Genomic DNA, 22,219 nt, shown 5'->3' on the forward strand with positions numbered 1-22,219 from the left:
GCTTGGGGGCGAGGCCCGCCGCGAGGCGAAGGAACGCGCGCCGTAGTTCCGCGAGGTCGACTTCGCGGGCGGCACCGTCGGACCCCGCCGTCGCGAGGGCGGAGGGGTCGTCGGGCAGGGGCTGGATCATCCCCCGGGGCCCGCGCTCGCGAAGATGGTCGATGGCGGCGTTCACGGTGATCCTGTAGAGCCACGTGTCGAAGCGCCGCTCGACGTCGAAGCGGCGGAGGACCTTCCAGAGCTTCAGGAAGACCGCCTGGGCGACGTCCCGGGCGTCCTCCGGGTCCCCGACGATCCGGCGGGCGATCCGGACGACCCCATCGCGCCGGAGGAGGACGACCTCCTCGAACGCCTTGCGGTCGCCCCGAGCCGCCGCCCGGAGCCTGTCGACCAGTGCCGCGTCGTCCCGCATCGCTCCGACCGCCGCGGGGCGGCCGGACGGGACGCCGACGCCGGAGACCGACGCGTGGTACGCGCGGGCCGGGGGGCGCGTCTAGCCGGAGGGAGAAAAACCCCGCGGACGAACGGCGAAGTGTAGCAGCGGCGTCAGTGGGCGGGTTGCGGGGCGCTTCGCCGCGCCTTCGCCTTCGGGGCCTGGACCGCCGTCACCACCTCGCGCGACGGGTCGAGCAAGGCGGCCTCGAAGACCTCCCGGACGTCCTTCACGAAGGAGAAGAGGAGGTCCCGGCGCAGCGCCTTCGGGATCTCCTCGAGGTTCTTCCGGTTCGCTTCGGGGAGCAGGACCGTCCGGATCCCCGACCGACGCGCCGCGAGCACCTTCTCCTTCACCCCCCCGATCGGCAGGACGTTCCCCCTGAGGGTGATCTCCCCGGTCATGGCGACGTCCCGGCGGACCGGACGCCCCGTGAACGCCGAGACCATCGCGGTGGCGAGGGTGATCCCCGCCGACGGGCCGTCCTTCGGGATCGCGCCCTCGGGGACGTGCACGTGGAGGTCCTTGCCTTCGAAGTAGTCCTCGGGAATGCCGAGCTCGGCCGCGTGCGCCCGCGCGAACGACAACGCCGCCTGCGCGGACTCCCGCATCACTTCGCCGAGCTGTCCGGTGAGGGTGAGCCCCCCGCGCCCGCGCATCACCGTCGCCTCGACGAACAACACGTCGCCCCCGGACTCCGTCCACGCCAGCCCGGTGGCCACCCCGACCTGGTGCTCCGCGAGGGCGTCCTCGCGCGTGGCGGGCGCCGGGCCGAGATAGGCCTCGAGACTCGACTCGATCACGCGCATCCTCCGCCTGCGCCCTTCGGCGACCTGGCGCGCGACCTTGCGACACACCTGCGCGACGTGGCGCTCGAGATTGCGAAGCCCGGCCTCGCGCGTGTAGCCGGCGATCAGCGCCCGCAGCGCGTTGTCGGAGAACTCGATCTGCCCCGACTTGAGGCCGTTCTCTCCGACCTGCTTCGGCACGATGTGACGCTTGCCGATGACGAGCTTCTCTTCCTCCGTGTACCCGGACAGGCGGATGACCTCCATCCGGTCGCGAAACGCCGGCTGGATCGGATCGAGCAGGTTCGCCGTGGTGATGAACAGGACGTCCGAGAGGTCGTACGGCACGCCGAGGTAGTGATCGCGGAACGAGAAATTCTGCTCGGGGTCGAGGACCTCGAGCAGCGCGGCGGAGGGGTCGCCGCGGAAGTCCTGTCCGATCTTGTCGACCTCGTCGAGCATGAAGACCGGGTTCGCGGTCCCCGCCTGGTGGATCCCCTGGATGATCCGCCCCGGCATCGCCCCCACATAGGTCCTGCGGTGCCCGCGGATCTCGGCCTCGTCCTTCACCCCTCCGAGCGACAGCCTGACGAACTGGCGCCCGAGGGCCCGCGCGATCGACCGTCCGAGCGAGGTCTTCCCGACGCCGGGCGGGCCGACGAAGCACAGGATCGGCCCCTTGCCTTTCTTGGAGAGCTTGCGCACCGCAAGGTACTCGAGGATGCGGTCCTTGATCTTCTCGAGCCCGTAGTGATCCTCGTCGAGGATCTTCCTCGCCTTCTTGAGGTCGAGATTGTCCTTGGAGTGTTTCGCCCAGGGCATCCCGGTCAGCCAGTCCAGGTAGTTGCGCACCGTCGCCGTTTCGGCGGAATCGGGGTGCATCCGCTCGAGCCGCCGGAGCTGACGGTCGAGCTCCTCCTTCGCCCCCGCGGGCATCTCCGCGGCGCGCGCCTTCTCGCGGTAGTGCTCGACCTCCTCGACGAGCTCGTTCCCCTCGCCCAGTTCCTGGAGGATCGCCTTCATCTGGTGGCGGAGGTAATACTCCCGCTGCGAGCGGTCCATCTCGTCCTTCGCCATCGAATCGATCTCGCGCTGCATGTTGAGGAGGTTCATCTCCCGGTTCAGGAAGTCGTGAACCCGCTTCAGGCGCGCGACGGGGTCGAGGGTCTCGAGGACCTCCTGGGACTCCTCCACCTTCAATTCGAGGTTGGAGGCGACGAGGTCGGCGAGCCGGCCGGGGTCCTCCAGGTTGTTGGCGATGACCTGCACCTCGCTCGGCAGGTTCTTGCCGAGGCTGCCCGCACGCTCGATCGCGCGCTTCACCGATCGGAGCAGGGCCTCCTTCTCGATCGAGGCTTCGTCGAACGGAAGATCGTTGAGCCGCTCGAGCTTGGCCTGGAGGAACGGGCGGGCGGTCGTGAACTCGCGCAGCCGGCACCGCGCCACCCCCTGGACGAGCACGCGGATGCGCTCGTCGGGGAGCTTGAGCATCCGCATGATCACCGCGACGGTGCCGATGTCGAACAGGTCCGAGCCGGCGGGGTCCTCCTCGTCCTTGTCGCGCTGCGCCGCGAGCACGATCATCCGGTTCTCGGCGAGCGCCCGGTCGACCGCCTGGATGGACATCTCCCGCGCCACCGACAGCGGCGCGATGATGAACGGATAGACGACCATGTCCCGGAGCGGAAGCACCGGGAGCTCGGACGGGATGTCGAGCCGTTCCTCGGAGGGACGATCGGTGGCGCTCATGCCGACTGGACCTCGATGGGAACCTCTTCGCCGCGACGGTTCGGGACCTTGGGGAACGAGATCCTCAGGAATCCGTCGGCGAGGACGGCCTCCGCCTTGTGGGTGTTGACCGGGGTCCCGAGCGGGATGACCCGCCGGAACCGCCCGAATGCGCGCTCGGCGACGTGGAACCGCGGGGACTGCGGGGGCTGCGGACGCGGCTTCTCGCCGCGGACGATCACGTTTCCCGCGTGCGCGCTGACCTGCACGCGGTCCCCCGGGACGCCGGGAAGCTCGACGCGCACGAGCAGATGGTCCTCGGTCTCGACCACGTCCACGATCGGCGTCCAGGTGCCGGCGGCGGCGTCCTCCGGTTTCGAGCCGAGGTCGATGAGGTTGTCGAAGAGCCGGTTGATCTCGCTCTGGATCCGCGCGACCTCGAACAACGGGCCGAACGTGTTGCTCATCGCTTCTCCCGCCCCCTCAGGGCTTGCGCGTCTCGAGCAGGCCGCGCAACTCCGCCATGAACTCCTGGACGTCCTCGAACTGACGGTACACCGAGGCGAACCGCACGTACGCCACCTTGTCCAGGTCGCGCAGCCGCTCCATGATCCGCTCGCCGATCCGGTTGGACTCGACCTCGCGATCCGCCGAGTCCGAGACCATCTGCTCGATCTCGTCGGCGATCGCCTGCAGCGCCTTCGCCGAGACCGGCCGTTTCTCGCAGGCGCGATGGAGACCGGCGAGCAGCTTCTGCCGCTCGAACGGCTCGCGGCGGCCGTCCTTCTTGATCACGAAGTACGGGATCTCCTCGACGCGCTCGTAGGAGGTGAAGCGCCGTCCGCACTGGAGACACTCGCGGCGCCGCCGGATCGAATCCCCCGCGCCGGTCTCCCGCGAGTCGACGACCTTGTCCTTCGTATGCCCGCAGAACGGACACTTCACGACGCCACCTCCGAGCCGGCGGGAGCGGAGCCGAGGGCGCGGACGTTGCGGGCGCCGTCGATCAGATCGCCCCAGGAAATGCGATCGGTGTGCAGGAGCACGGGACCGAGCACGAGGATCGGGACCACGATCGCCAGGTGCATGAGCAGCCCGGCCGCGACGGCGATATCCGGCGGCACCCCGAACAGGACGGTCAGCCCCCACTTCATCGCACCGTGGTAGCCCCCGGCGCCGCCGGGGGTCGGTACCGCGACCCCGAGGGCGAGCAGCGGCAGCATCACGAGGATCGCGCCGAAGGGGACGTCGGCGCCGGCGGCGCGGACGCCGACCCACGTCCCCGCGGCGATCGTCAGCCACGCGAGCGCGCTGTGCGCCGAGGCGATCGCGAGGATGCGCGGGCTCCGGAGCGCGTCGGTTCCGCGGGCGAGCGACAGGAGCGCCCGCACCCCCCATCGGACGGGCCCCGGGAAGGCGATCAGGCGCCGCTCGACCCAGGTTCCTGCGGCGGAAAGGGTCATCAGGAGCACGATTCCCGCGGCGAGCACGCCGACGAGCGACCATGCGGTCGTCTTGACCGAGCCGGCGTGCGCGGCGGCCTCGCCGTGCAGCGGCGCGAGGAGCAGGCCGATCGCGGCGAGGACGACGATCGCGACGCCGTCCAGGAGACGGTCCGCGGCCACGGTCCCGAGACAGGGTCCCAGCGGGAGCTTCTCCCGGCTCGAGAGGAGCATCGGTCGCACCACCTCGCCGAGGCGCCCCGGAACCACCCACGAGACGAGGTAACCGACGACGACCGACGTGCCCATCGGACGGAACGGCACGTCCTTGCGGACGGGCTCGAGCAGGTACCTCCATCGCCAGACCCGAAAGACGTTGTGACCCAGATTGAGGGCGGCGCCGAGCAGCAGGCCGCCGACCGACGCCCCGGCCAGGCCCGTCCCGACGGCTCGGAGATCGGTGTCGTGCAGGACCCAAACGAAGATCGCCGCCGCGAGCGCGAGGCCGAGCACGAACGACAGCACCTGTTTCATGAGAGCGCCAATGTAGGGTAGTTCCTCCGGCGGAATCAACCGAGAACCCCGAATCTTCGGAGCGATGGGGGCGATCTTCAGCGCGATGGGTCCTATTCGAGACCGAGAATCGCGAACGTTCGGCTGGTGCCGAGGACGTCGGCCCCGGATTCGACGGCCCGCAACGCCTGTTCGGCGTCCCGGATCCCTCCAGAGACCTTCAGAAGCAGCGTCGCCGGCAGCGCGGATCGGAGGGCCCGGATCCGTTCCGGAGCCAGCGCGCCTCCGTAGACTCCCGTGCCGGTCTTGAAGAAGGCCGCCCCCGACGGCCCGACCACCTCGCGGCCCACCCGCGCGAGGACGGGATCGTCGAACATCGCCGCCTCGACGATCGCCTTCACGGGAACCCCGGCCGCCCGAACGATCCCGGCCACGTAGTCGAGCGCCCGGGAAAACTCCCCCGCCCGGAGCCAACCCGCAGGGACGACGGCGTCCACCTCTCCCGCCCCGTCATCGACGGCGCGCCTCGCCTCGATCGCGGCGAGCTCGGCCGTCGAGGCGGCCGCCGGGAAGTTCACGACGACGACCAGGAGCGTTCTCGACCCCCGAAGCGGCTCCCTCGCGACGACGGCCGCGCGGGGGAGGACGCACAGCCCACGGACGGCGTGCGAGGCGGCCCGGGCCGCTTCGGCGAGGATCTCCGCGTGGGGGCGATCCGGCCCGAGCACCGCGTGATCGAATCGCGACGCCGTGAGGTTCATTCGAGGGCTCCCGGCGCGGCGGGGCGCACGCGCACGACCTCCGATCGTTTCACGACCACCGTCCCCGGCGGCTGCCCCCGCGCGCGCCGCACGTGTTTTCGCCGCGTCCACGTCACGTCGACGGCCCCGTGGCCGCGCGCATCGCTGAACCAGGCCGCGGCCGCGGCGGCCTCCTCGAGGGTCGCGCGCGGCGGCCGGGAGGCCCGGTCGGGGTTGCGAATCACCACGTGTGCCCCCGGGACCCCGAGAGCGTGGAGCCAGAAGTCGTCCGGGCCCGCGACCTTGAACGTCAGGCGGTCGTTGTCCCGGCCGGTTCGACCGACGAGGAAGGTCCACCCGTCGGTCGAGGTCGCCAGGCGCACCCCTTCGACCCGGGGGAGCGCCGCCGATCGCGCCGCGCGCTGCACGCGCGTGCCGGCCCTCAGGCCGACCGCGACGCCGATTTCGGAGAGCGACTGCGTGAGCCGCCGCTCCTCCGCCGCGGCGTCGCTCGCCACGCTCTCGCCGATCTCCTCGAGGCGCGCGCGGCGACGCGCGAGGCTCTCGAGGCGGCCGCGCGCTCCTTCCAGGCCGCGCCGCGCGCGTCGGTGGCGTCGGAAGCAATCCTCGGCGACCGCGGGGAGCGACACGCCGGCGGGAGCGGGGAACGTGATCTCCCCGCCCGCGGCGTCGTACGGGTCCGGGACGGTTACGACGCCGTCGCAGCGACGCGCCTCCCGGAGGCCGGCGAGCAACGCCTCCCCACGACGGCGCCAGAGGTCCGGGTCCTCGAACCCGGCGAGGTCCTCCTGGGCCCGATGCTCGGCGTCCCACGCCCGGCGGCGCTCCGCGCGGAGGATCGCGCGCAGCGACTCCACACGCGCGGCGAGCGCGAGTCCGCGCTCGACCGCCTCGTGCCAGAGCCCGGCAGTCGCGGCCGGATCGTCGCGCCGCGTTGACGCCGCGGGGCCGGCGCCCTCGGGGGACCACGGCAGCAGCCGGAAACGGGACGGGTCGAGGGGGCCTCGCTCGGCGGCCTCCAGCGGATCCTCGTCCCCTTCGATCACCGGGTCGAGGGATCCCTCCTCGAGCCCACGAAGACGTCGCTCGAGCACGCGGCCCGGCGTCTCCCCCGCAGCCGCCGACTCCTGGAGGACGAGCGTGGCGCCCGCCGTGCCGATGCCGAACCAGTGCCGGCGGAGCGCCTCGAGCGGCGGTTCCCCGGCCGCGACGAGGGCCTCGAATCGCGCGTCGATCTCCGAGGCGGCCATCCCGAACGGGGAGGCCGTGCCGGGGGGAAGCGACGGCGGCGACCACCGCGCGCCGGGGCGCACCCGCTCCGCCGAGCGCTTCGGCTGGTGCGCCGAAGCGGCCACCGTGCCGTCGGCGTGGAGGAGGACGAGATTGGCGCCGTGGGTCGCGAGCTCGGCGATGAGTCGCACGCCTCCACCGAACTGCAGGGCGACGACGCGGTCCCGGCCGACGAGCCGAGCGCTCTCGAGCACGAGCCCTTCGAGCTCACGCCGACACGCCCCCCCGAACGGAGACGGCGACCACGGCGCGCCGTCGTGCCGCCGAGCGGGCCGACCGATCCACGGAAGCTCGGGACGCAGCGAGACGGCGACCGAACGGGGGCGACCGTCGGTTCCGTTTACGAAGACGAGTCGGGTCCGGGTCGCCGATTCCTCCCGGTACGACTCGAGCCTCGCCCCGGCCAGGGCGGCGTCGAGCGCGGGAACGACACGGAGAAGAACCAGCAGGTCCACGACGGAGTACCCGGAGATGAAAACGGCCCGGCGCGAGCCGGGCCGTCGAGAGTCCGCATCCCGGGCGGGGCCGAGGTCAGTGCTCGACCTTGACCTTCGCGCCCTTGAGCGAGTCCGCGATGGACGCGTCGATCTCGCCTTCGACCTTCTCGGTCGTCTTGTTCGAGGCCTCGGCGAGCTCCGAGACGAGGAGGAACCGAGCCCGGTCGAGCATCTTGCGCTCGCGGTAGGACAGCGGCTTCACCTCGGCGAGCATCGTGAGGCTCTTGAGCACCTCGGCGACGGCGCGGATGTCCCCCGTGCGCATCTTCTCCGAGTTCGCCTGGAAGCGACCCTTCCAATCGTCGTAGGTCGCGACCTCGCCGTTACGGAGGACTTCCATCACCTTGTTGATCTCGCGCTTGGTCAGGACCTTGCGCAGCCCCACGGCGGCGGTGTTGCCGACGGGGACCATCACCGTGCTGTCCGTCGAGAGGATGCGGAGGCAGTAGAACGACGCCACGGTCTCGCCGATGGTCTTGTTGGTCACCTGCTCGATCACACCCACGCCGTGATTCGGGTAGACGACCTTGTCTCCGACCTTGAAGTCCAATCAGTCCTCCCGACTCCGCCTTGGGGATTTCAGCCGGACGGAGTCGAGGAATTATACAGCGAAAACGATGGAAACCGCAAGAACTGAAGGCTTTAGCGTCTGCCGGGGGGATCGGGTAGGGGGCGTCCCGCTTGACGATTTCGTTCGGCGGGAACTACTCTCGCGCGCTCCCGCCGCCGGAGTGGCGGAATGGCAGACGCAGGGGACTCAAAATCCCCCGAGGCCTAGCTTCGTGTGGGTTCAAGTCCCACCTCCGGCACCAACCGTAACTCCAACACTCCGCGGCGCGATGCGCGCACGATCGCGGGCGCGTCGAGCTCGCGAGCCGCGTGGCCGCGTGGCCGCGCCAGCTTCCAATAGTGCAACGATCGCCGGAGGCAGGGCGCGTCGCCCGCGTCCGCTCCATTCACCGTGAGGGGTTTCGGTCCCGACCCGAGCACCAAATCCCTCCACAGCGCCGCAATTGCGAGGTATAACCGCCGACCCGTTGCCGAAGCACCTGCGGGAACCTAACGTGACGACACCTCGGAACGGCCCCACGGAAGGACGATGATGAACGACTCCCCCGGCGCCGTCGCGGAGCGCGCCGCCAGACCCGCCGAGACTTGGAACCTCGACGATATCTATCCGTCCGAAGGTGCCTATCAGACCGACCGGGACGCATTCGCGGCCGCCCTCGGCGGACTGGAGAGCTGGCGCGGGCGCCTGAACGAGTCCCCGGCGATCCTCGCCGACGCGCTCGACGCGATCACCGCCGAGACGCGCCGCTACTACCGCCTGCAGGCCTGGGCCGGGATGCGTGCCGACGAGGACGTGCGACAGGCCGCCCGCCAGGCGGTCCGCGCCGAGCTCGACATGCTCGGAACGGAATTCGCGCGTCACACGTCGTGGCTCCGTCCGGAGCTGCTCGCCCTGCCGGAAGGCACGATCCCGGGCGCGCTCGCCTCCGAGCCGAGGCTCGAGCCGTACCGGCAGTTCCTCCGCAACCTCGACCGCCAGCGCCCGCACGTGCTCGGGCCGAGCGAGGAACGGATCGTCGCGGAAGCGGGGTTGCTGCTCGGCGGGCCGGGAACGCTCCACGGGGTCCTCCTCAACGCCGAGATCCCCCGCCCCGAGTTCACCTCCGCGAGCGGGGAGACCGCGCCGCTTTCTCCCGCGAACTTCGCGCGTTGGCGGACGTCGTCCGACCGCGACGAGCGCAAGCGGCTCTTCGAGGCCTATTACGGCAGCTACCTCCCCTTCCGGGAGACCGTCGGCGCCACGCTTTTCGAGTGCCTCAAGGGCCACGTCTTCCGCGCGCGGGTCCGGCGGTATCCCTCGGCGGTCGAGGCGGCGCTGGACGGCGACCGGGTTCCGAAGTCGGTGTACACGAACCTGATCGCCCGCGTGCGCGAGCACCTTCCGATCCTCCACCGCTACTACGCCGTGCGGGCGCGGGCGCTGGGGGTCGGGGAGCTGGCCTACCACGACCTCCACTGTCCCATCGTCACCGGCTCCGACCGCAGATTCGGCGTTGCCGAGGCCGCGCGCGTGGTCCGCGAGGCGATGGCGCCGCTGGGCCGAGAATACGGGACCGCGCTCGCCCGCGCGTTCGAGGAGCGCTGGATCGACTGGCACCCGTCGCCGGGGAAACGCTCCGGAGCCTATGCCAACGGCTCCGCCTACGACGCCCACCCGTACATGCTGCTGAACTTCAACGGGGACTTCGACGCGGTCTCCACGCTCGCCCACGAAGCCGGCCACGCGATGCACTCGTACTTCAGCAACCGCACGCAACCGTTCGCGAGCGCGGATTACTCCATCTTCGTGGCGGAGGTCGCGTCGACCTTCAACGAGGCCCTGCTGCACGAGGCGATGGAGCGCCGCGCGGAAGGCCCTCGGGAAAAGGCGTACCTCATCGCGAGCTGGATCGACCAGATCCGTGCGACGCTGTTCCGGCAGACCTTCTTCGCCGAGTTCGAGCTCGTGATCCACGAGCGGGCCGAGCGCGGCGAGGCGCTCACCGGGGAGGCCCTCGCCGAGCTCTACCTCGCGTTGTTCTGGGAACACCAGGGGCACGACGTCGGCGCCTGCCGGGTGGACGACCTCTACGGCATCGAGTGGGCCGCCGTCCCGCACTTCTATTACGACTTCTACGTCTACCAGTACGCGACCGGGATCGTCGCGGCGACGAGCCTCGCCGCCGACGTCCTGTCGGGGGCTCCCGGCGCCCGCGACCGCTACCTCGCCTTTCTCGGGTCGGGGGGCTCGGACTATCCGCTCGAGCTGCTCCGCCGCGCGGGGGTGGACCTCGAGAGCCCGGAGCCGTTCACGGCCACCTTCCGGGAGCTCGAACGGCGGATCGTCGAGTTGGAGGCGCTCGTCGGCTGAGCCTCCCGTCACGCGGGACCGAACACCACCCATGCCCACGCCGCGAGGATCGCGACGGCGACCGCGACGCGCGCCCGCGGGGAGATCGCCGTGAGACGCGGCACGTTCCCCCCGAAGGCGACCCAGATCGGAGCGGCCAGCCCGAACGCGACGAAGGCGATCGCCGCCACGGCCACCAGGGGATTGAGGGCGACGGCACCAAACACGTCGCCGCGCGCGAGGGCGACGATCGCCCTCGTCCCCCCGCAGGTCAGGCACGGAATCCCGGTCCAGCGGCGCAGCGGGCACGCGGGAACCGCACCGGCGATCGCCGGCGCCAGCGGGAGCGCCGCGAGCACCATCGAAGAGGCCGCGAACCACCACCACGCCAGCACGCGCGGGGACCGCGCCGCCGTCGGCGGCGTCACTTCGCGGCAGCGCCGAGCATCGCCGTGAGGCTCGCCGCGAACACGGCGATGCCGACGATCAGGCACACGCAGCACAACGCCACCGGGATCAGCACCGCCGCCGCCGCACGCCCCGTGGGGATGCGGTGCGCGGCGGCGAGCCCCACGATGAGCAGGACGATCCACCAGATCATGGCGATCACGCCGCCGAGGAAAGGGATCACCATCGCGACGGTCGGCGCCGCGCTGTAGGCGTTCACGCGCAGGGTCGTTTCGAACCCACCCGGTGCTCCTCCGAGCAGCAGGAGGATCAGGTGGACGACTCCGGCACCGATGAGCGTGCCGATGACGAAGATGAACGGCGACAGGAACACGTTCAGGATGTACTGCACCCCCGGCGAGAGCTGGAACTGCTGGAATTCCGAGAAGGCTCCGCCTCCGAGCCGGTCGAGCATCCCCTGCATCGCGCTGCTGAGGGCGAGCGTCCACAGCTGGGCGAGCGCGTTCGAGATCACGTAGACCACGAGACCGAAGACGAGCGCCCTCCCGACACTTGCCGTGGGGCTCAGGCGGAGGAACGCCTCCCCCGGCCGCCCCAGCAGCAGGGTGAGCGTCGGCCAGAGGTCGCCGACTCCCGCGCCGGGACGCTCCCAGGGGAGCGGCGGCACGGGGGGCGGGCTCGGAGGGGCGGGGGGCTCGAACGTGAATTCGCTCATGGGCGGCCTCCGGGTGGACTCGGGCGCTCGAGGCGCGTCGCTTGGAAACGCGCGGACGGGAGCCGGTACAAGGCTTCGACGATCGCGGAGCGAGGGGGCCGCGCGAGATCGCCCCGCCGCTCGCCCCACGTGTCGAGCGCGCCGGCGTCGAGCTCGCGCTCGAGGGTGTCGATCAGCTCCGCGACGCCGATCGGCTCGGCCCCGAGCGCCGCCGCCCTCGCGAGCGCGTAGGCGAGCCCCCTGCGCCTCGCGTCGTCGAGCGGGGGCTCGAAGGCCGGCAGGGTCACGCGCGCGCCGCCGACACGCAGCGACGACGCGCCGGCCAGTTCGGCGCGGCGGTCCTCCCCCGTCGGCGAGGACAGGATGGTCACCGATCGCGATTCGAGAGGTTCGAATCGCCGCGACGTCGGCGACCCGGCCGTGCCGCGCCGCGCGGCTTCGGTCGCGTCCTCGATTCCCCCGTCCATCGCGACGAATACGACGTCGGAGGCTCCGAGCAGCTCGCCGGTGGCCTCCGCGGCGACGATCGACGCGACGCCCCGGGTGCGATCGAGATCACGCGCGATGTCCGCGAAGGTCCATCCCGCGACCGGCTGGTCGGCGAGCAACCGCCCGAGCCTCGGATCCCGTCCGAGGAAAGCCGGCGCGCTGCGGTCCTCGTCGAGGAGGAGCACGCGAGCGCCCCCCTCGAGCGCGCGTCGCAGGCGCTCGCGCTGGCTCTCGGCGCCCCCTTCGGCGGCAACCTCCACCGCGCCCTCCGCCGCCACCACGCCGTGCCCGGGCGTCCCCGCCGGACGGGGCTCCGTCCCCGCCGCGATCGCGCGCACGACCTCGGGCGCGCCCGAGCGCGGGCCGCCCACGAGCAGCGTGACGCCTCCCGGGATCCCCAGCCCTCGGATCGTGCGCCCCCCGACGTGGAACTCGACCGCACGGCCGTCCGGAGCACGGCACCGCTCCCGGAGTCCCTCCAGCTGCGCACCGTCCGGGACGAAGGCGACGAGGCCCCGACCGCGCAGCGCTTCGCGGATCTCGCGATGCTCCACGACCGTGCGGTGGTGCTGCTCCAGCTCCTCGCGGCGCGATGAGCCGAGGAGCAACGCGGCGCGGGCGAATCTCGGAAGCGCCTCGGTCAGGAGCGCGCGGGCGTGACGTCCCCGTACCGTGCGCTCCCACGCCGGGAGATCGAGCGCCACCCGGAGCTCCGCGAACCCGTCGAGCACCCGGCAGGAAGTGCGCTCCACGATCGCCGGCCCCGGCCGTTCCACGACGATGCGACCCGAGCCGGGCGCCGCATGCCCCTCCGGCGCGAGGAGGGTTTCCGCCGCTCTCGCCGCCGCGCGCGCGAGGAAATCCTCGCAGGCCAGACGCGCCACGGGGTCGCTCCCGTAAGCGGCGGGGATTCCGGCGTTCGAAAGCGGGAGCCGGATCCGCGCCCGCGCCGGTCCCGTCGCCGGATCCCCCGGCACCTGGTCGAGCACGAGCCGGAATTCGTCGAGCGCGTGTTCTCCGCGCAGCGTCCGGTAGGCGGCGAACGGTCTGCCGTCGAGCGCCTCGAGCCGATCGGCGAGTCCGGCATCCCGATCGACCGTTACCCGCGGGCGCGACGGACGCGGCGGATACGCGGGACGGACGGGCCCGGAACGCGGAGGGCGTGGGTGTCGATTCACGCGGGGAGTCTAGCAACCGAACGGAGCTTTTCCGTCAGCGGCACCGGCGCGAATCCGACCGCGTCGGCCGCGGCGAGCACGAAGCGGATCCCGTCGTGCTCCCCCCGCACGCCCAGCGCGTGGTCGGCGCCGTGCAGATGGCCGTAGACGCACACGGTCACTCCGGCGCCTCGGAGGATCTCCACGACCTCGCTCGGCGCCCGCCCGACGATCCAGGGCGGGAAATGCGTCATCGCCGCACGCGGGAGGTCCCGTCCGAATCGCCGATCGGCGTCGGCGACCGACAGCCTCAGTCGCTCCAGCTCGCGGCGGAAGATCGCCGCGTCCCCGGGCTGCGCCGTCGGATCGTCGGGGGCGGTCCACCCGCGCGCCCCGACGAGGACGAGACCACCCAGATCCACGGCGTCGTTCTGGAGGATCACGCACCCCTCGGGGAGGGCGCGCCGCACCTTGGAGGCGGAGGCCCACCAGGCGTCGTGGTTGCCTCGCAGGAGCACCTTGCGCCCCGGGCGCGCGCCGATCCAGCGGAGATCGACTGCGGCCTGCTCGAGGCTCGTCGCCCAGGAGAGATCCCCCGGGAGGAGGACCACGTCGTCCGGAGCGACGGCGGCATCCCACGCGCGCGCCATGCGAACCGCATGCTCGCGCCAGAGCTCGCCGAACACGTCCATCGGCTTCGACCCGTCGAGCGACAGGTGGAGGTCCGCGAGGGCGTGGAGGGTCGGCACGCGGGCATTGTAACGGCCGGTGCGCGATGGCCGCGGCCCCGGTATGCTCCAGGGCTCCGGAGGTTCCCCGCCGTGATCCCGACCCTCGCGATGCTCCTCGCCGCCACCGTCGCCGCCCCCGCCGCTCCGGACGCCCCGCCCGAGCCTCCTTCCCGTCCGGAGGCCTACTCGGGCGCCATGATCGTCTTCGAGCTGAAGGACGCCACCGTCGTCTACCCGGCCGGCGACGGCGACGACGCCGAGCGCAACCGTCGCTCCGCCGTCGCGAGGGCACGATTCCTCGAGGTCCAGCACGGCGTGAAGACGCGTGTCCTCGCCGACGTGGACGCCACCCCCGCCGACCTCGATGCGAACCTGCTGCTGCTGGGCTGGACGAACCGGGTCCTCGGAACGTCGAAGGCACCGCGCCCGTTCCGGCGCACCGACGACGGCTGGACCCTCTTCGACGGCGTGACCGCGGCGGCGGGAGACGACCTCCTGCTGTTCGGCATCAACCCGTACGCCGGGGAGCGCGTCCTGCTCTTCTGGTCGCGCATCGACCCCGAGTCCGACCGATTCATGCCGTGGCCCCGGATCGGCTCCGACTGGGCGGTCGTGCGCGGATACCGTCCCATCCGCCAGGGGATGTGCGCCCCGGGCCCACTGTGGCCGCCGGTCCGCGACAAACGCGCCGAGGCGGATCACGAAGTGATCGACGCGAACTTGCCCCCGTTCGCGGTCGTGAGGACCACGCCCCACGTGCGCATCCGATCGATGCCCGACCTGGCCGGGGCGGACCTCGACGCGATCGCCGCCGCGCGCGAGCAGGCGATCAACAACGCCGCGAAGAAGCTCGGCGTGGAGCTCCCCGCCGATTTCGTCGTCGATCTCGGGGTCCACAAGGACGAGGACGCGAAGCGCGAACGCACGGGGGTCGGCGACCCCGCGCACTCGGTGCCGAGCCGACGCGAGCTCCACATGATCCGGCGGCTCGCGCGATCGCCGTCGCCCCACGAGGAGATTCACCTCCTCGCGCGCGCGCGACTCGGCCCCTGCTTCTCGACGGCGCTGTACGAGGGCCTCGCCCTCGATCTCGAGGGGGTCTGGCGCGGTCAGGACCTCGAGGTCACGGTGGCGCTCCTGCTCGCCTCCGGGCGCGTTGCCGCGCCGTCCGACCTGCTCGACGAGGAGCGCCTGCGCCGCATCGGGGACACGGGCGGTTTCGCGACCGCCGGGCTTTTCGTCCGCTGGCTGCGCGCGACGCGCCCCGCGCTGTTTCCGAAGATCTACGGACTCGAAGAGGTGAGCGCGGCGACCGTCGGCGCGGTGCTCGACCTCTCGGCCGCCGACCTCGACACCGCGTTCCGCGCCTGGCTGGAGCAGACCGCCGCGCGACGCTCCGCCGACGTGGCGTTCGCGCGCGCCGAGCGCGACGCCCAGGAGCGCCTTCGCGCCGGGGACTACGCGGGGGCCGCGACGGCGCTCGAACACGCGCTCGCGGCGAAGCCGGAGGATCCCCAGACGTTGTTCAACCTCGCCTCCGCCCGAATGCGAACGAACGCCCTCGACGCGGCGGAGGCCGCCTTCCGGCGCCTGCTGTCGCTTCCCCTCGCCTCCGGGGAGTCGCGCTTCCGGATCTTCTCGCACTACCAGCTGGGCCGGATCTTCGACGTGCAGGGTCGCCGCGAGGAGGCGCTCGCGCAGTATCGAAGGGTGCTCGAGCTCCCCGACGAATACGACGCCCACCGTCTCGCGCGCGAGCGACTCGAGTCACCGGCGACGCGCAGCCAGCTGGAGTGACGTCTTGAGGCCTCAGGCCGCCTGCTGGCTCTCCGCGGGCAGGACGAGCGTGAAGGTGGCTCCCCGTCCGGGCTCCGATCGATACCAGACGCTCCCTCCATGCGCCTCGGCGATGAGGCGCACGAGCGGCAGGCCGAGACCGGAGCCTCCAGGCTTCGTGGTCACCCGCGTGTCGAACAGCGCCTCCTCGAGCCCGGGAGGGAGCCCCGGCCCCGTGTCCGCCACCGACAGCCGAACGACCCCGCCGGCGTAGTGGGTACGCAGCGCCACGACGCCCCCCTGGGGCATCGCCTGGATCGCGTTGAGGGCGAGGTTGAGCACCGCCTGCTGCAGCCGATCCGGGACGCCGACGACCGGCGGGAGGTCCTCCTCCCCCTCGAGCCGCAGCTCCACGCGCGCCTTCAGGGCGGCGTACGCGAGCAGGCGGAGTACGCGCCGACACAGGTCGCGCAGGTCCACGGGCGCGGGCTCGGGGGAGGACTTCAGCAGGCCGAGGTAGTTGTTGAGAAGGTCGGTCAGGCGGCGCGTCTCCTCCTGGATCGTCCGGAGCGAGTCCCGCACCGCCTGCTCGGAGGCCGCCGTCGACGGTGCACCGACGTACTGTTCGACGACCGACGCGTTCAGCCCGATCGAATGCAGCGGGTTGCGGATCTCGTGGGCCAGACTTCCCGCCAGGTGGGCGAGCACGGCGAAGCGCCCCGCCTCGAGCAGATGCGTCTCGATCTTGCGGATCATCGCGACGTCGCGCAGCAGGAGCAGCGCGCCCGACTCGCCGGGGCGAGCCTCGAACGGCACCTCGGTGACGCGAACCGGCGTCCGCTCGCCGTTCGAGCCCGCGATCTCGATCTCGCGGGAGGACGGCGTTCCGCCGGGGCCGAGGAGGCCCGGGATCGCCACGATCGCCTGGCGGATCCTCGCCTCGACGCCGGCGGCGCCCGTCTCCGGGGCCAGCAGCCGCACCGCCGCTTCGTTCCAGGCCACGGGTCGCCCCCCCGCGTCGATGGCGACCATGCCGTCCTCGAGGGACTGCGAGAGCGTCGCGAGAAGCGCCTCCCGCTCCCGCCCCGCGCCGTCGAGAGCCTCCAGTCGCCCTCCCATCTCGTTGATCGTCCGCACCGTGGAGGCGAACTCCGACCCGAGCCCCAGGTGCTCCACGTCGATCGGCCCGCGGAATCCCCGCTCGCGGAACTCGCCGAGCACCCGCTCGAGTCGGCGTACCGGGAGGATGGTGATGGCGTTCACCGCGATCGCGCCGGCGGCCACGGCGACCACGAACACCAGCAGCGGCCAGAGGTACGCCTCGAACGGGATCGAGGGGGGCTGGAGCTCGGGGAAGCGCGCGAGGATCGCGGGGTCCGGCTCGAAGCGGACGTAGACCGAGCCCAGCCGGCGCCGCTCCGCGACGCCCGGAGCCTCGTCGAAGATCGGGATCATCAGCTCGGTCAACGCTCCCGACGGGCCGGTGGACAACACGCGACGCACGGAGCGGTCGGAGGCGAACAACGCCCGCCATTCGTCGCGGATGTAGGCGAGGTCGACCTGGGTCGGATCGCTCGCGAAGCGGATCCGCGCCTCGCGGTCGACGATCGCGAGGTACTTCACGCTCGGGAGCTCCTGCAGCAACGCCCGCAGACCGAACGAGATGCGCGGCTGGTCGCGCTCGGCGACCTCGGGGAACTTCTCGAGCTCGCGCAGGAGGAGCGCGCGGCTCGCTTCGACCCCGAACCCCATGAGGAGCTTCTCGGCGGGAATCGTGGCGACGTTGGCCTCCCAGCGCCGGTTGTATTTCTCGAACTGCCCCCGGACGAGCCAGGCCGCGACGACGCCGGCCGCGACCACGAACGCGAGGTGGACGGCGAGGATCTTGAAGGGAAGCGACGGGCCTCTCATAACCCGAACTTCTTGACCTTGTTGTGCATCGTCTTCAGCGAGATGCCGAGGATCTTCGCGGCGCGCGTCTTGTTCCCGGAGGTGTGGGCGAGCGTCGAGCGGATCAGCTCGCGCTCGGCCTCCTCCATCGGAACGCCCACGCGCAGCGCCACCATGGGCGCGACCGGCGACGCCTGCGCGCCGCCCTGGAAGACGACGGGGGTGAAGGCCGCGGGACCCGGCCGCTCGGCGGCGGCGCGGCAGACCTCCTGCGGGAGGTGCTCCGGAAGGATCGGCGTTCCCCCGGCGAGGAGCGCGGAGCGTTCGATCGCGTTCTTGAGCTCCCGGATGTTCCCGGGCCAGCCGTGCGTGAGCAGGCGCTCGAGCGTGGTCGGGTGCAGGGGGGAGATCGGCGTCCCCGTGCGCGACGCGTATTCCTCCGCGAAGTGTCGCGCGAGCATCACGATGTCCTCGGGACGCTCGCGAAGGGACGGGAGATGGATCGCGAAGACGTTCAGGCGGTAGTAGAGATCCTCGCGCAGCTTCCCTTCGGCGATCGCCCGCATCGGCTCGCGGTTGGTCGCGGCGATCACGCGGACGTCGCACTCGATGATCTCGCGCCCCCCCACGCGCCGGAACTTCTGCTCCTGCAGCACCCGCAGCAGCTTGGCCTGCAGGAGCTCGTCCATCTCGGAGATCTCGTCGAGGAACAACGTGCCCCGGTGCGCCATCTCGAAGCAGCCGATCTTGCGCTGCACCGCGCCGGTGAACGCGCCGCGCTCGTGTCCGAAGATCTCGCTCTCGAGGAGCGAGGAGGGAATCGCCGCGCAGTTGATCGCCACGAACTCGGACTTCTTGCGCGGAGAAAGGTCGTGGAGCGTCTGCGCGACGAGCTCCTTGCCGGTGCCGCTCTCGCCGACGATCAGCACCGACAGCGTGCTCGGCGCGACCTGCTCGATCTGGCGGTAGACGATGCGCATCTTCTCGGACGCCCCGCGCAGGCGTCCGAGCGCGCCACGCTCGCGCAGTTCCGCGCGCAGGCGCCGGTTGTCGGCAATGAGCTCCCGCGTGCTCGCGAACTTCTGGAGGAGGATCTTCAGCCGGGCAGGCTCGACCGGCTTTTCGAGGAAGTCGACGGCGCCGAGCTTCATCGCCTCGACGGCGGAGTCGATCGTCCCCTGGCCCGAGAACACGACGACCGGCAACGCGTGCTCCAGGTGCACGCGCCGGACGAATTCGAGCCCGTCCATCCCGGGCATGACGAGGTCGGTGATGACGGCGCTGGGACGTTCGCGTTCGATCTGCTCGAGCGCTTCGTCGGCCGACGCGGCGCTGGCCGTGTCGTACCCCCACGCCTCGAGCAATCGGCGAAGACCTTCGCGCGGCCCGCTCTCGTCGTCAACGACCAGAATGCGTTCCGCCATGAACTCACCGCGGTTGTAGACCTGGACCCTCGGGGAGCACGATCACCCCGCCCCCCTTCCGCCGAACGGGTAAAGATAACCCGTCTAGCGTAATTTCGACATCAGGCGGAGGAGCAGGCTCAAGGCGAGGGTCGCGGTGCCCAAGGCGGCGGTCACGCTCAGGACGATCGCGCCAACGACCAGAATCAACTGCATTTGCCTCAACTCCTTCGCGCGTCCCGGCGGTGTCGGCCCTTTCCGCGTTCGAGGCGATTCAGCGCCGGGGGCAATCTAGAGGCAAGAGCCGGGCCAATCAAGGCTTCGACCGAAAAAAGGTACACACGGGCGTTCTTTTCCGTATAGTCCCGCCGCCATGCCGAACCGTCGCCCCCGATTCCGTGTTCTTCTTTCCACCCTCGTCCTCTTCGCGTGTCGGAATCGCCCGGCGGAGCCCCCCCACTTGCCCAAGGACCCCGCCGCCGCCCCGGTCGGAACCGCCACCGGCCGCTTCGTCGGCTCGGCCGCGTGCCTCGACTGCCACGCCGAGGAGCATCGACGCTGGGCCGTGAGCCCCCACGCCGCCGCCCTTCGCCCCGTCGGGGGGGACGTCGTCCCGAAACTCGCGGGCGCCGCGCTCGGCGAAGGCGCCTCCGTCGCCTCCGACGGGACGGTGATCGGACCGGGGGCGAACGGCGGCCCTCTCCTGGGGCGAGCCGCCTACGTCGCGGGCGGACGCCGGCGGGAGGATCTCTGGGTTCGACTCGACGACGGTCGCCTCCAGGTGTTTCCGTGGTCGTGGGATGTCGCGCGCAAGGAGCCCTTCCAGCCGTATCGCGAGGGGACCGGGCGCCCGGCACCCGCCGATTCGCTCGACCACTGGAGCCGATTCGGCCGGAACGCCGACCTGATCTGCTACGGGTGTCATGCGACCGGCCACCGCATCGCGAACGGATCCTCGAGCGTCGAGGCGGCGATACCGCGTTCGACCTGGGTGGAAGCGGGCGTCGGGTGCGAGGCCTGCCACGGCCCCGCCGGTCCCCACGTGGACGCGGCGCGCGGGGGCGGCGGGAAGCCCGTGCCGCCGCCGCACGATCCGCGACGCTCGTGCGACGGCTGCCACGCGCTTCGCGAAGTGCTCGCCTCGCCGTTCGGCGCGGAGCCGGCGCACCGTTACGGCGCCCCGCTCGCGACGTTCGGCGATCCGCTCCCGCGAGTGCCCGCCGACTTCGAGCATCGCCAGGCGACCTTCGCGGACTTCCGCCCCGCGACCTTCGGGCAACAGGCGGCGGCGTTCGAGCAGAGCGGGTGCGCGCGCAAGGGCGGCTTGACCTGCGCAGCCTGCCACGACTCTCACGGCGGCGGGCTCACTCCGGTCGCGTCGGACGCGCGGCTCGGGGACGCGGTCTGCGCCCCCTGCCACGGGGCGATCGTCGCGAAGACCTCCGACCACACCCTTCACGCCGAAGGGTCGCCGGGCTCCCGCTGCTTCGCCTGCCACCTCGCCCCGATCGTGACCGGCCCGGCGCGCGAGCGATCGAGGGACCATTCCCTCGCGCCGCCGACGGCGCCGGCCGGAACGGTCCCCGCGGCATGCGCCGCCTGTCACGCGGGAGGGACGGGCGCGTCCACGATCGCGGCGGCGTGGAACGCGCGCGCCCTGAGATCCGCCGCGGCGCGCCGTCGAACCGCGATCGCGGAGGCGACGGCGGCGGCGGAGCGCGGCGATCCGGAGGCGATCGCCGCGATGGCCCGGATCGCCGGAGACCCGGGAGAATCGGTCTCGATCCGGGCGATCGCCGCGGGGGCGATCGGCGCGCTGCTCGACCGCGGCGCGTCCCCTTCGGGGATCGAGCCGGCCGGGACGTTGCTCGATGCGTCGGACGCGATTCTGCTGCGATGGGGGGCAAGGCTCGTCGGGCGGGTCCGTCCGGGCTCGGCGCCCCTGCGCGCGAGCGATCCGTGGCTCGCCCTCGAGGCGGCGGCAAGCGCGAGCGCTCTGGGTGACGCCGCGGCCACGGTGCGCCTCGAGGAGCTGACCCGACGGCCGGAGCTCGCGAACGAGTGGCGTGCGCACGTCGCGCTCGGCCGGGTGGCGCTCCAGGCGCGGGACTGGCCTCGGGCCGAAACGGCCTACCGTCGCGCGCTCGCCTCGAATCCGTTCTTCCTTCCCGCGTGGAACGGTTTCGGGATCGCGATGCGCGGGCTCGGCCGCGAGTCCGAGGCACGCGCGGCCTTCGAGCGCGCCCTCGCACTGAACCCGCAGTACGAGCCGGCGAAACGGAATCTGGAAGGGTCCGAACCGATCAGCGGGGTCCGACCTTCACGCTAGCGAGATCGCCGATCTCCCCGGTCAGATGGGTGCGCAGCCGAGCCATGAGCCGCGTCTCGGCCTGACGGACCGCCTCGCGGGTCGTGCCGAACCGGTCCCCGATCTCCTGGAGCGTCACCGGTTCCTCGGCGAGGAGGCGTTCGTCGAGCAACGCGCGGTCGCGATCCCCGAGCCCCTCCCGGAACCGCGCGATCGACGCCTGCACGCGCTCCTGGAGATCGCGCCGGGCGACCTCCTCCTCCGCGGAGGGTGCCGCGGACGGAAGCAGTTCGCCGCGCGTGCGGTCCTCGTCGTCCCCGAGCGGTGCGTCGAGGGAGACGTCCCCTCCCGCGAGGGCGCGCTGCACGTCCTGGACGTCCTCCTCCGAGACGCCGAAGTGCTCGGCGAGCATCTTCGGTCCGACCTCGAATCCTTCCGCCTCGAGCCGCGCGCGTTCCCGGCGAAGGTTGTAGAGGAGCTTGCGGCGGGCGTTCGTCGTGCCCACCCGGACGAGGCGCACGTTGTCGAGAAGGAACTTGATGATGTACGCGCGGACCCACCACGCGGCGTAGGTGGGAAGGCGGACGCCCACGTCGGGGTCGAACCGCTCGATCGCCTGGAGCAGGCCGACGTTTCCCTCCTGCACGAGGTCGAGTAGGTTCCGGGCCGCGCGGCGGAAGGACAGGGCGACGCGCACGACCAGCATCAGGTTCGCGGTCACCAGGCGCAGCAGCGCCTCGCGATCCCCCGTTTCGCGGTACCGACGCGCGAGGGCCTGCTCCTCCTCGCGGGTCAGCGGTGGGTACTTGCGGATCTCGGCGAGGTATCTGCGAAAGGGGTCGGAAGGGACGAGCGCGCGTTCGCCCGTGGGGACCGGCAGGTCGCGGCGTGGGTCGTCCTCGGGTTCCGGCTCGTCGACGGGATCGGCGAGGACCTCGGGGTCGAGGACCGGCTCGTCCGGGTTCATGGCCAGGCAGGGTACACGAAGACC

Annotated in this window: 18 protein-coding genes and 1 tRNA gene; 4 read left to right on the forward strand and 15 right to left on the reverse strand. The window is 71.7% G+C overall.

The features are described from left to right. The 8 genes from VF139_15890 to VF139_15925 form a co-directional block, all read right to left on the reverse strand. Positions 1-412, reverse strand: a 412-nt coding sequence (locus VF139_15890) for a sigma-70 family RNA polymerase sigma factor (GenBank protein ID HEX6852879.1), incomplete at its 3' end; no start/stop codon positions are given. Between the two features lie 134 nt (positions 413-546). Then, complete coding sequence (gene lon / locus VF139_15895; protein ID HEX6852880.1) at positions 547-2,970, reverse strand: endopeptidase La; 2,424 nt, start codon at positions 2,968-2,970, stop codon at positions 547-549. After that, complete coding sequence (locus VF139_15900) at positions 2,967-3,416, reverse strand: Hsp20/alpha crystallin family protein (protein HEX6852881.1); 450 nt, start codon at positions 3,414-3,416, stop codon at positions 2,967-2,969. The genes lon and VF139_15900 overlap by 4 nt, the downstream gene beginning before the upstream one ends. Positions 3,417-3,432: 16 nt before the next feature. After that, positions 3,433-3,894: a transcriptional regulator NrdR gene (nrdR, locus tag VF139_15905; GenBank protein ID HEX6852882.1), complete on the reverse strand. Its 462-nt coding sequence runs from the start codon at positions 3,892-3,894 to the stop codon at positions 3,433-3,435. Continuing rightward, complete coding sequence (locus tag VF139_15910; protein HEX6852883.1) at positions 3,891-4,925, reverse strand: lysylphosphatidylglycerol synthase transmembrane domain-containing protein; 1,035 nt, start codon at positions 4,923-4,925, stop codon at positions 3,891-3,893. Before VF139_15910 ends, nrdR begins: the two co-directional genes overlap by 4 nt. Before the next feature lie 92 nt (positions 4,926-5,017). Continuing rightward, positions 5,018-5,665, reverse strand: a complete 648-nt coding sequence (deoC, locus tag VF139_15915) for a deoxyribose-phosphate aldolase (protein ID HEX6852884.1) — start codon at positions 5,663-5,665, stop codon at positions 5,018-5,020. Continuing rightward, positions 5,662-7,410: an NFACT RNA binding domain-containing protein gene (locus VF139_15920; GenBank protein ID HEX6852885.1), complete on the reverse strand. Its 1,749-nt coding sequence runs from the start codon at positions 7,408-7,410 to the stop codon at positions 5,662-5,664. The genes deoC and VF139_15920 overlap by 4 nt, the downstream gene beginning before the upstream one ends. A 76-nt stretch (positions 7,411-7,486) precedes the next feature. Further along, a complete protein-coding gene (locus VF139_15925) occupies positions 7,487-8,002 on the reverse strand; it encodes a CarD family transcriptional regulator (GenBank protein HEX6852886.1) in 516 nt (171 codons plus the stop codon). A gap of 175 nt (positions 8,003-8,177) precedes the next feature. Here VF139_15925 and VF139_15930 point away from each other — a divergent pair. Both VF139_15930 and pepF read left to right on the forward strand, forming a co-directional pair. After that, positions 8,178-8,264: transfer RNA gene (locus tag VF139_15930), tRNA-Leu, on the forward strand. Positions 8,265-8,554: 290 nt separating this feature from the next. Continuing rightward, positions 8,555-10,372, forward strand: coding sequence for an oligoendopeptidase F (gene pepF, locus VF139_15935; protein HEX6852887.1), 1,818 nt, complete (start codon positions 8,555-8,557; stop codon positions 10,370-10,372). Between the two features lie 8 nt (positions 10,373-10,380). Here pepF and VF139_15940 read toward each other — a convergent pair whose 3' ends face one another. Genes VF139_15940 through VF139_15955 form a run of 4 tightly spaced genes read right to left on the reverse strand, consistent with a single transcriptional unit; the run spans position 10,381 to position 13,869 of the window. Continuing rightward, positions 10,381-10,779, reverse strand: coding sequence for a DUF2752 domain-containing protein (locus VF139_15940; GenBank protein ID HEX6852888.1), 399 nt, complete (start codon positions 10,777-10,779; stop codon positions 10,381-10,383). Further along, entirely contained in the window at positions 10,776-11,474 is a 699-nt protein-coding gene (locus tag VF139_15945; GenBank protein ID HEX6852889.1) for a YIP1 family protein, read from the reverse strand. Before VF139_15945 ends, VF139_15940 begins: the two co-directional genes overlap by 4 nt. Continuing rightward, positions 11,471-13,141, reverse strand: coding sequence for an ABC-ATPase domain-containing protein (locus VF139_15950; GenBank protein HEX6852890.1), 1,671 nt, complete (start codon positions 13,139-13,141; stop codon positions 11,471-11,473). The genes VF139_15945 and VF139_15950 overlap by 4 nt, the downstream gene beginning before the upstream one ends. After that, positions 13,138-13,869 carry a metallophosphoesterase gene (locus tag VF139_15955; GenBank protein ID HEX6852891.1) on the reverse strand — a complete coding sequence of 244 codons (732 nt, stop codon included), beginning with the start codon at positions 13,867-13,869 and terminating at the stop codon, positions 13,138-13,140. The genes VF139_15950 and VF139_15955 overlap by 4 nt, the downstream gene beginning before the upstream one ends. 72 nt (positions 13,870-13,941) lie before the next feature. Between VF139_15955 and VF139_15960 the strand changes: the two genes are divergently transcribed. Next, the gene (locus VF139_15960; protein HEX6852892.1) at positions 13,942-15,648 is read left to right on the forward strand and encodes a tetratricopeptide repeat protein; all 1,707 of its coding nucleotides are present in this window, start codon (positions 13,942-13,944) and stop codon (positions 15,646-15,648) included. Positions 15,649-15,660: 12 nt separating this feature from the next. On the opposite strand, the gene VF139_15965 is transcribed toward VF139_15960, so the two are convergent. Together VF139_15965 and VF139_15970 are read right to left on the reverse strand one after the other, a co-directional pair. Further along, entirely contained in the window at positions 15,661-17,538 is a 1,878-nt protein-coding gene (locus VF139_15965) for an ATP-binding protein (protein ID HEX6852893.1), read from the reverse strand. After that, positions 17,535-18,941 carry a sigma-54 dependent transcriptional regulator gene (locus VF139_15970; GenBank protein HEX6852894.1) on the reverse strand — a complete coding sequence of 469 codons (1,407 nt, stop codon included), beginning with the start codon at positions 18,939-18,941 and terminating at the stop codon, positions 17,535-17,537. Before VF139_15970 ends, VF139_15965 begins: the two co-directional genes overlap by 4 nt. A 439-nt stretch (positions 18,942-19,380) precedes the next feature. Between VF139_15970 and VF139_15975 the strand changes: the two genes are divergently transcribed. Further along, positions 19,381-21,249 carry a tetratricopeptide repeat protein gene (locus VF139_15975; protein ID HEX6852895.1) on the forward strand — a complete coding sequence of 623 codons (1,869 nt, stop codon included), beginning with the start codon at positions 19,381-19,383 and terminating at the stop codon, positions 21,247-21,249. On the opposite strand, the gene VF139_15980 is transcribed toward VF139_15975, so the two are convergent. Then, positions 21,224-22,195, reverse strand: a complete 972-nt coding sequence (locus VF139_15980; GenBank protein HEX6852896.1) for a sigma-70 family RNA polymerase sigma factor — start codon at positions 22,193-22,195, stop codon at positions 21,224-21,226. The two genes, VF139_15975 and VF139_15980, sit on opposite strands and share 26 nt — an antisense overlap. Positions 22,196-22,219 lie beyond the last annotated feature (24 nt).

This window comes from Candidatus Polarisedimenticolaceae bacterium, assembly GCA_036376135.1.
Classification (GTDB): domain Bacteria; phylum Acidobacteriota; class Polarisedimenticolia; order Polarisedimenticolales; family DASRJG01; genus DASVAW01.

Bases quoted from the DNA above. Each gene is read 5' to 3' on its own strand.
- VF139_15980 (HEX6852896.1), bottom strand. From the start codon at position 22,195: ATGAACCCGGACGAGCCGGTCCTCGACCCCGAGGTCCTCGCCGATCCC.
- pepF (HEX6852887.1), top strand. From the start codon at position 8,555: ATGAACGACTCCCCCGGCGCCGTCGCGGAGCGCGCCGCCAGACCCGCC.
- deoC (HEX6852884.1), bottom strand. From the start codon at position 5,665: ATGAACCTCACGGCGTCGCGATTCGATCACGCGGTGCTCGGGCCGGAT.
- lon (HEX6852880.1), bottom strand. From the start codon at position 2,970: ATGAGCGCCACCGATCGTCCCTCCGAGGAACGGCTCGACATCCCGTCC.
- VF139_15970 (HEX6852894.1), bottom strand. From the start codon at position 18,941: ATGGCGGAACGCATTCTGGTCGTTGACGACGAGAGCGGGCCGCGCGAA.
- VF139_15900 (HEX6852881.1), bottom strand. From the start codon at position 3,416: ATGAGCAACACGTTCGGCCCGTTGTTCGAGGTCGCGCGGATCCAGAGC.
- VF139_15910 (HEX6852883.1), bottom strand. From the start codon at position 4,925: ATGAAACAGGTGCTGTCGTTCGTGCTCGGCCTCGCGCTCGCGGCGGCG.
- VF139_15965 (HEX6852893.1), bottom strand. From the start codon at position 17,538: ATGAGAGGCCCGTCGCTTCCCTTCAAGATCCTCGCCGTCCACCTCGCG.
- VF139_15945 (HEX6852889.1), bottom strand. From the start codon at position 11,474: ATGAGCGAATTCACGTTCGAGCCCCCCGCCCCTCCGAGCCCGCCCCCC.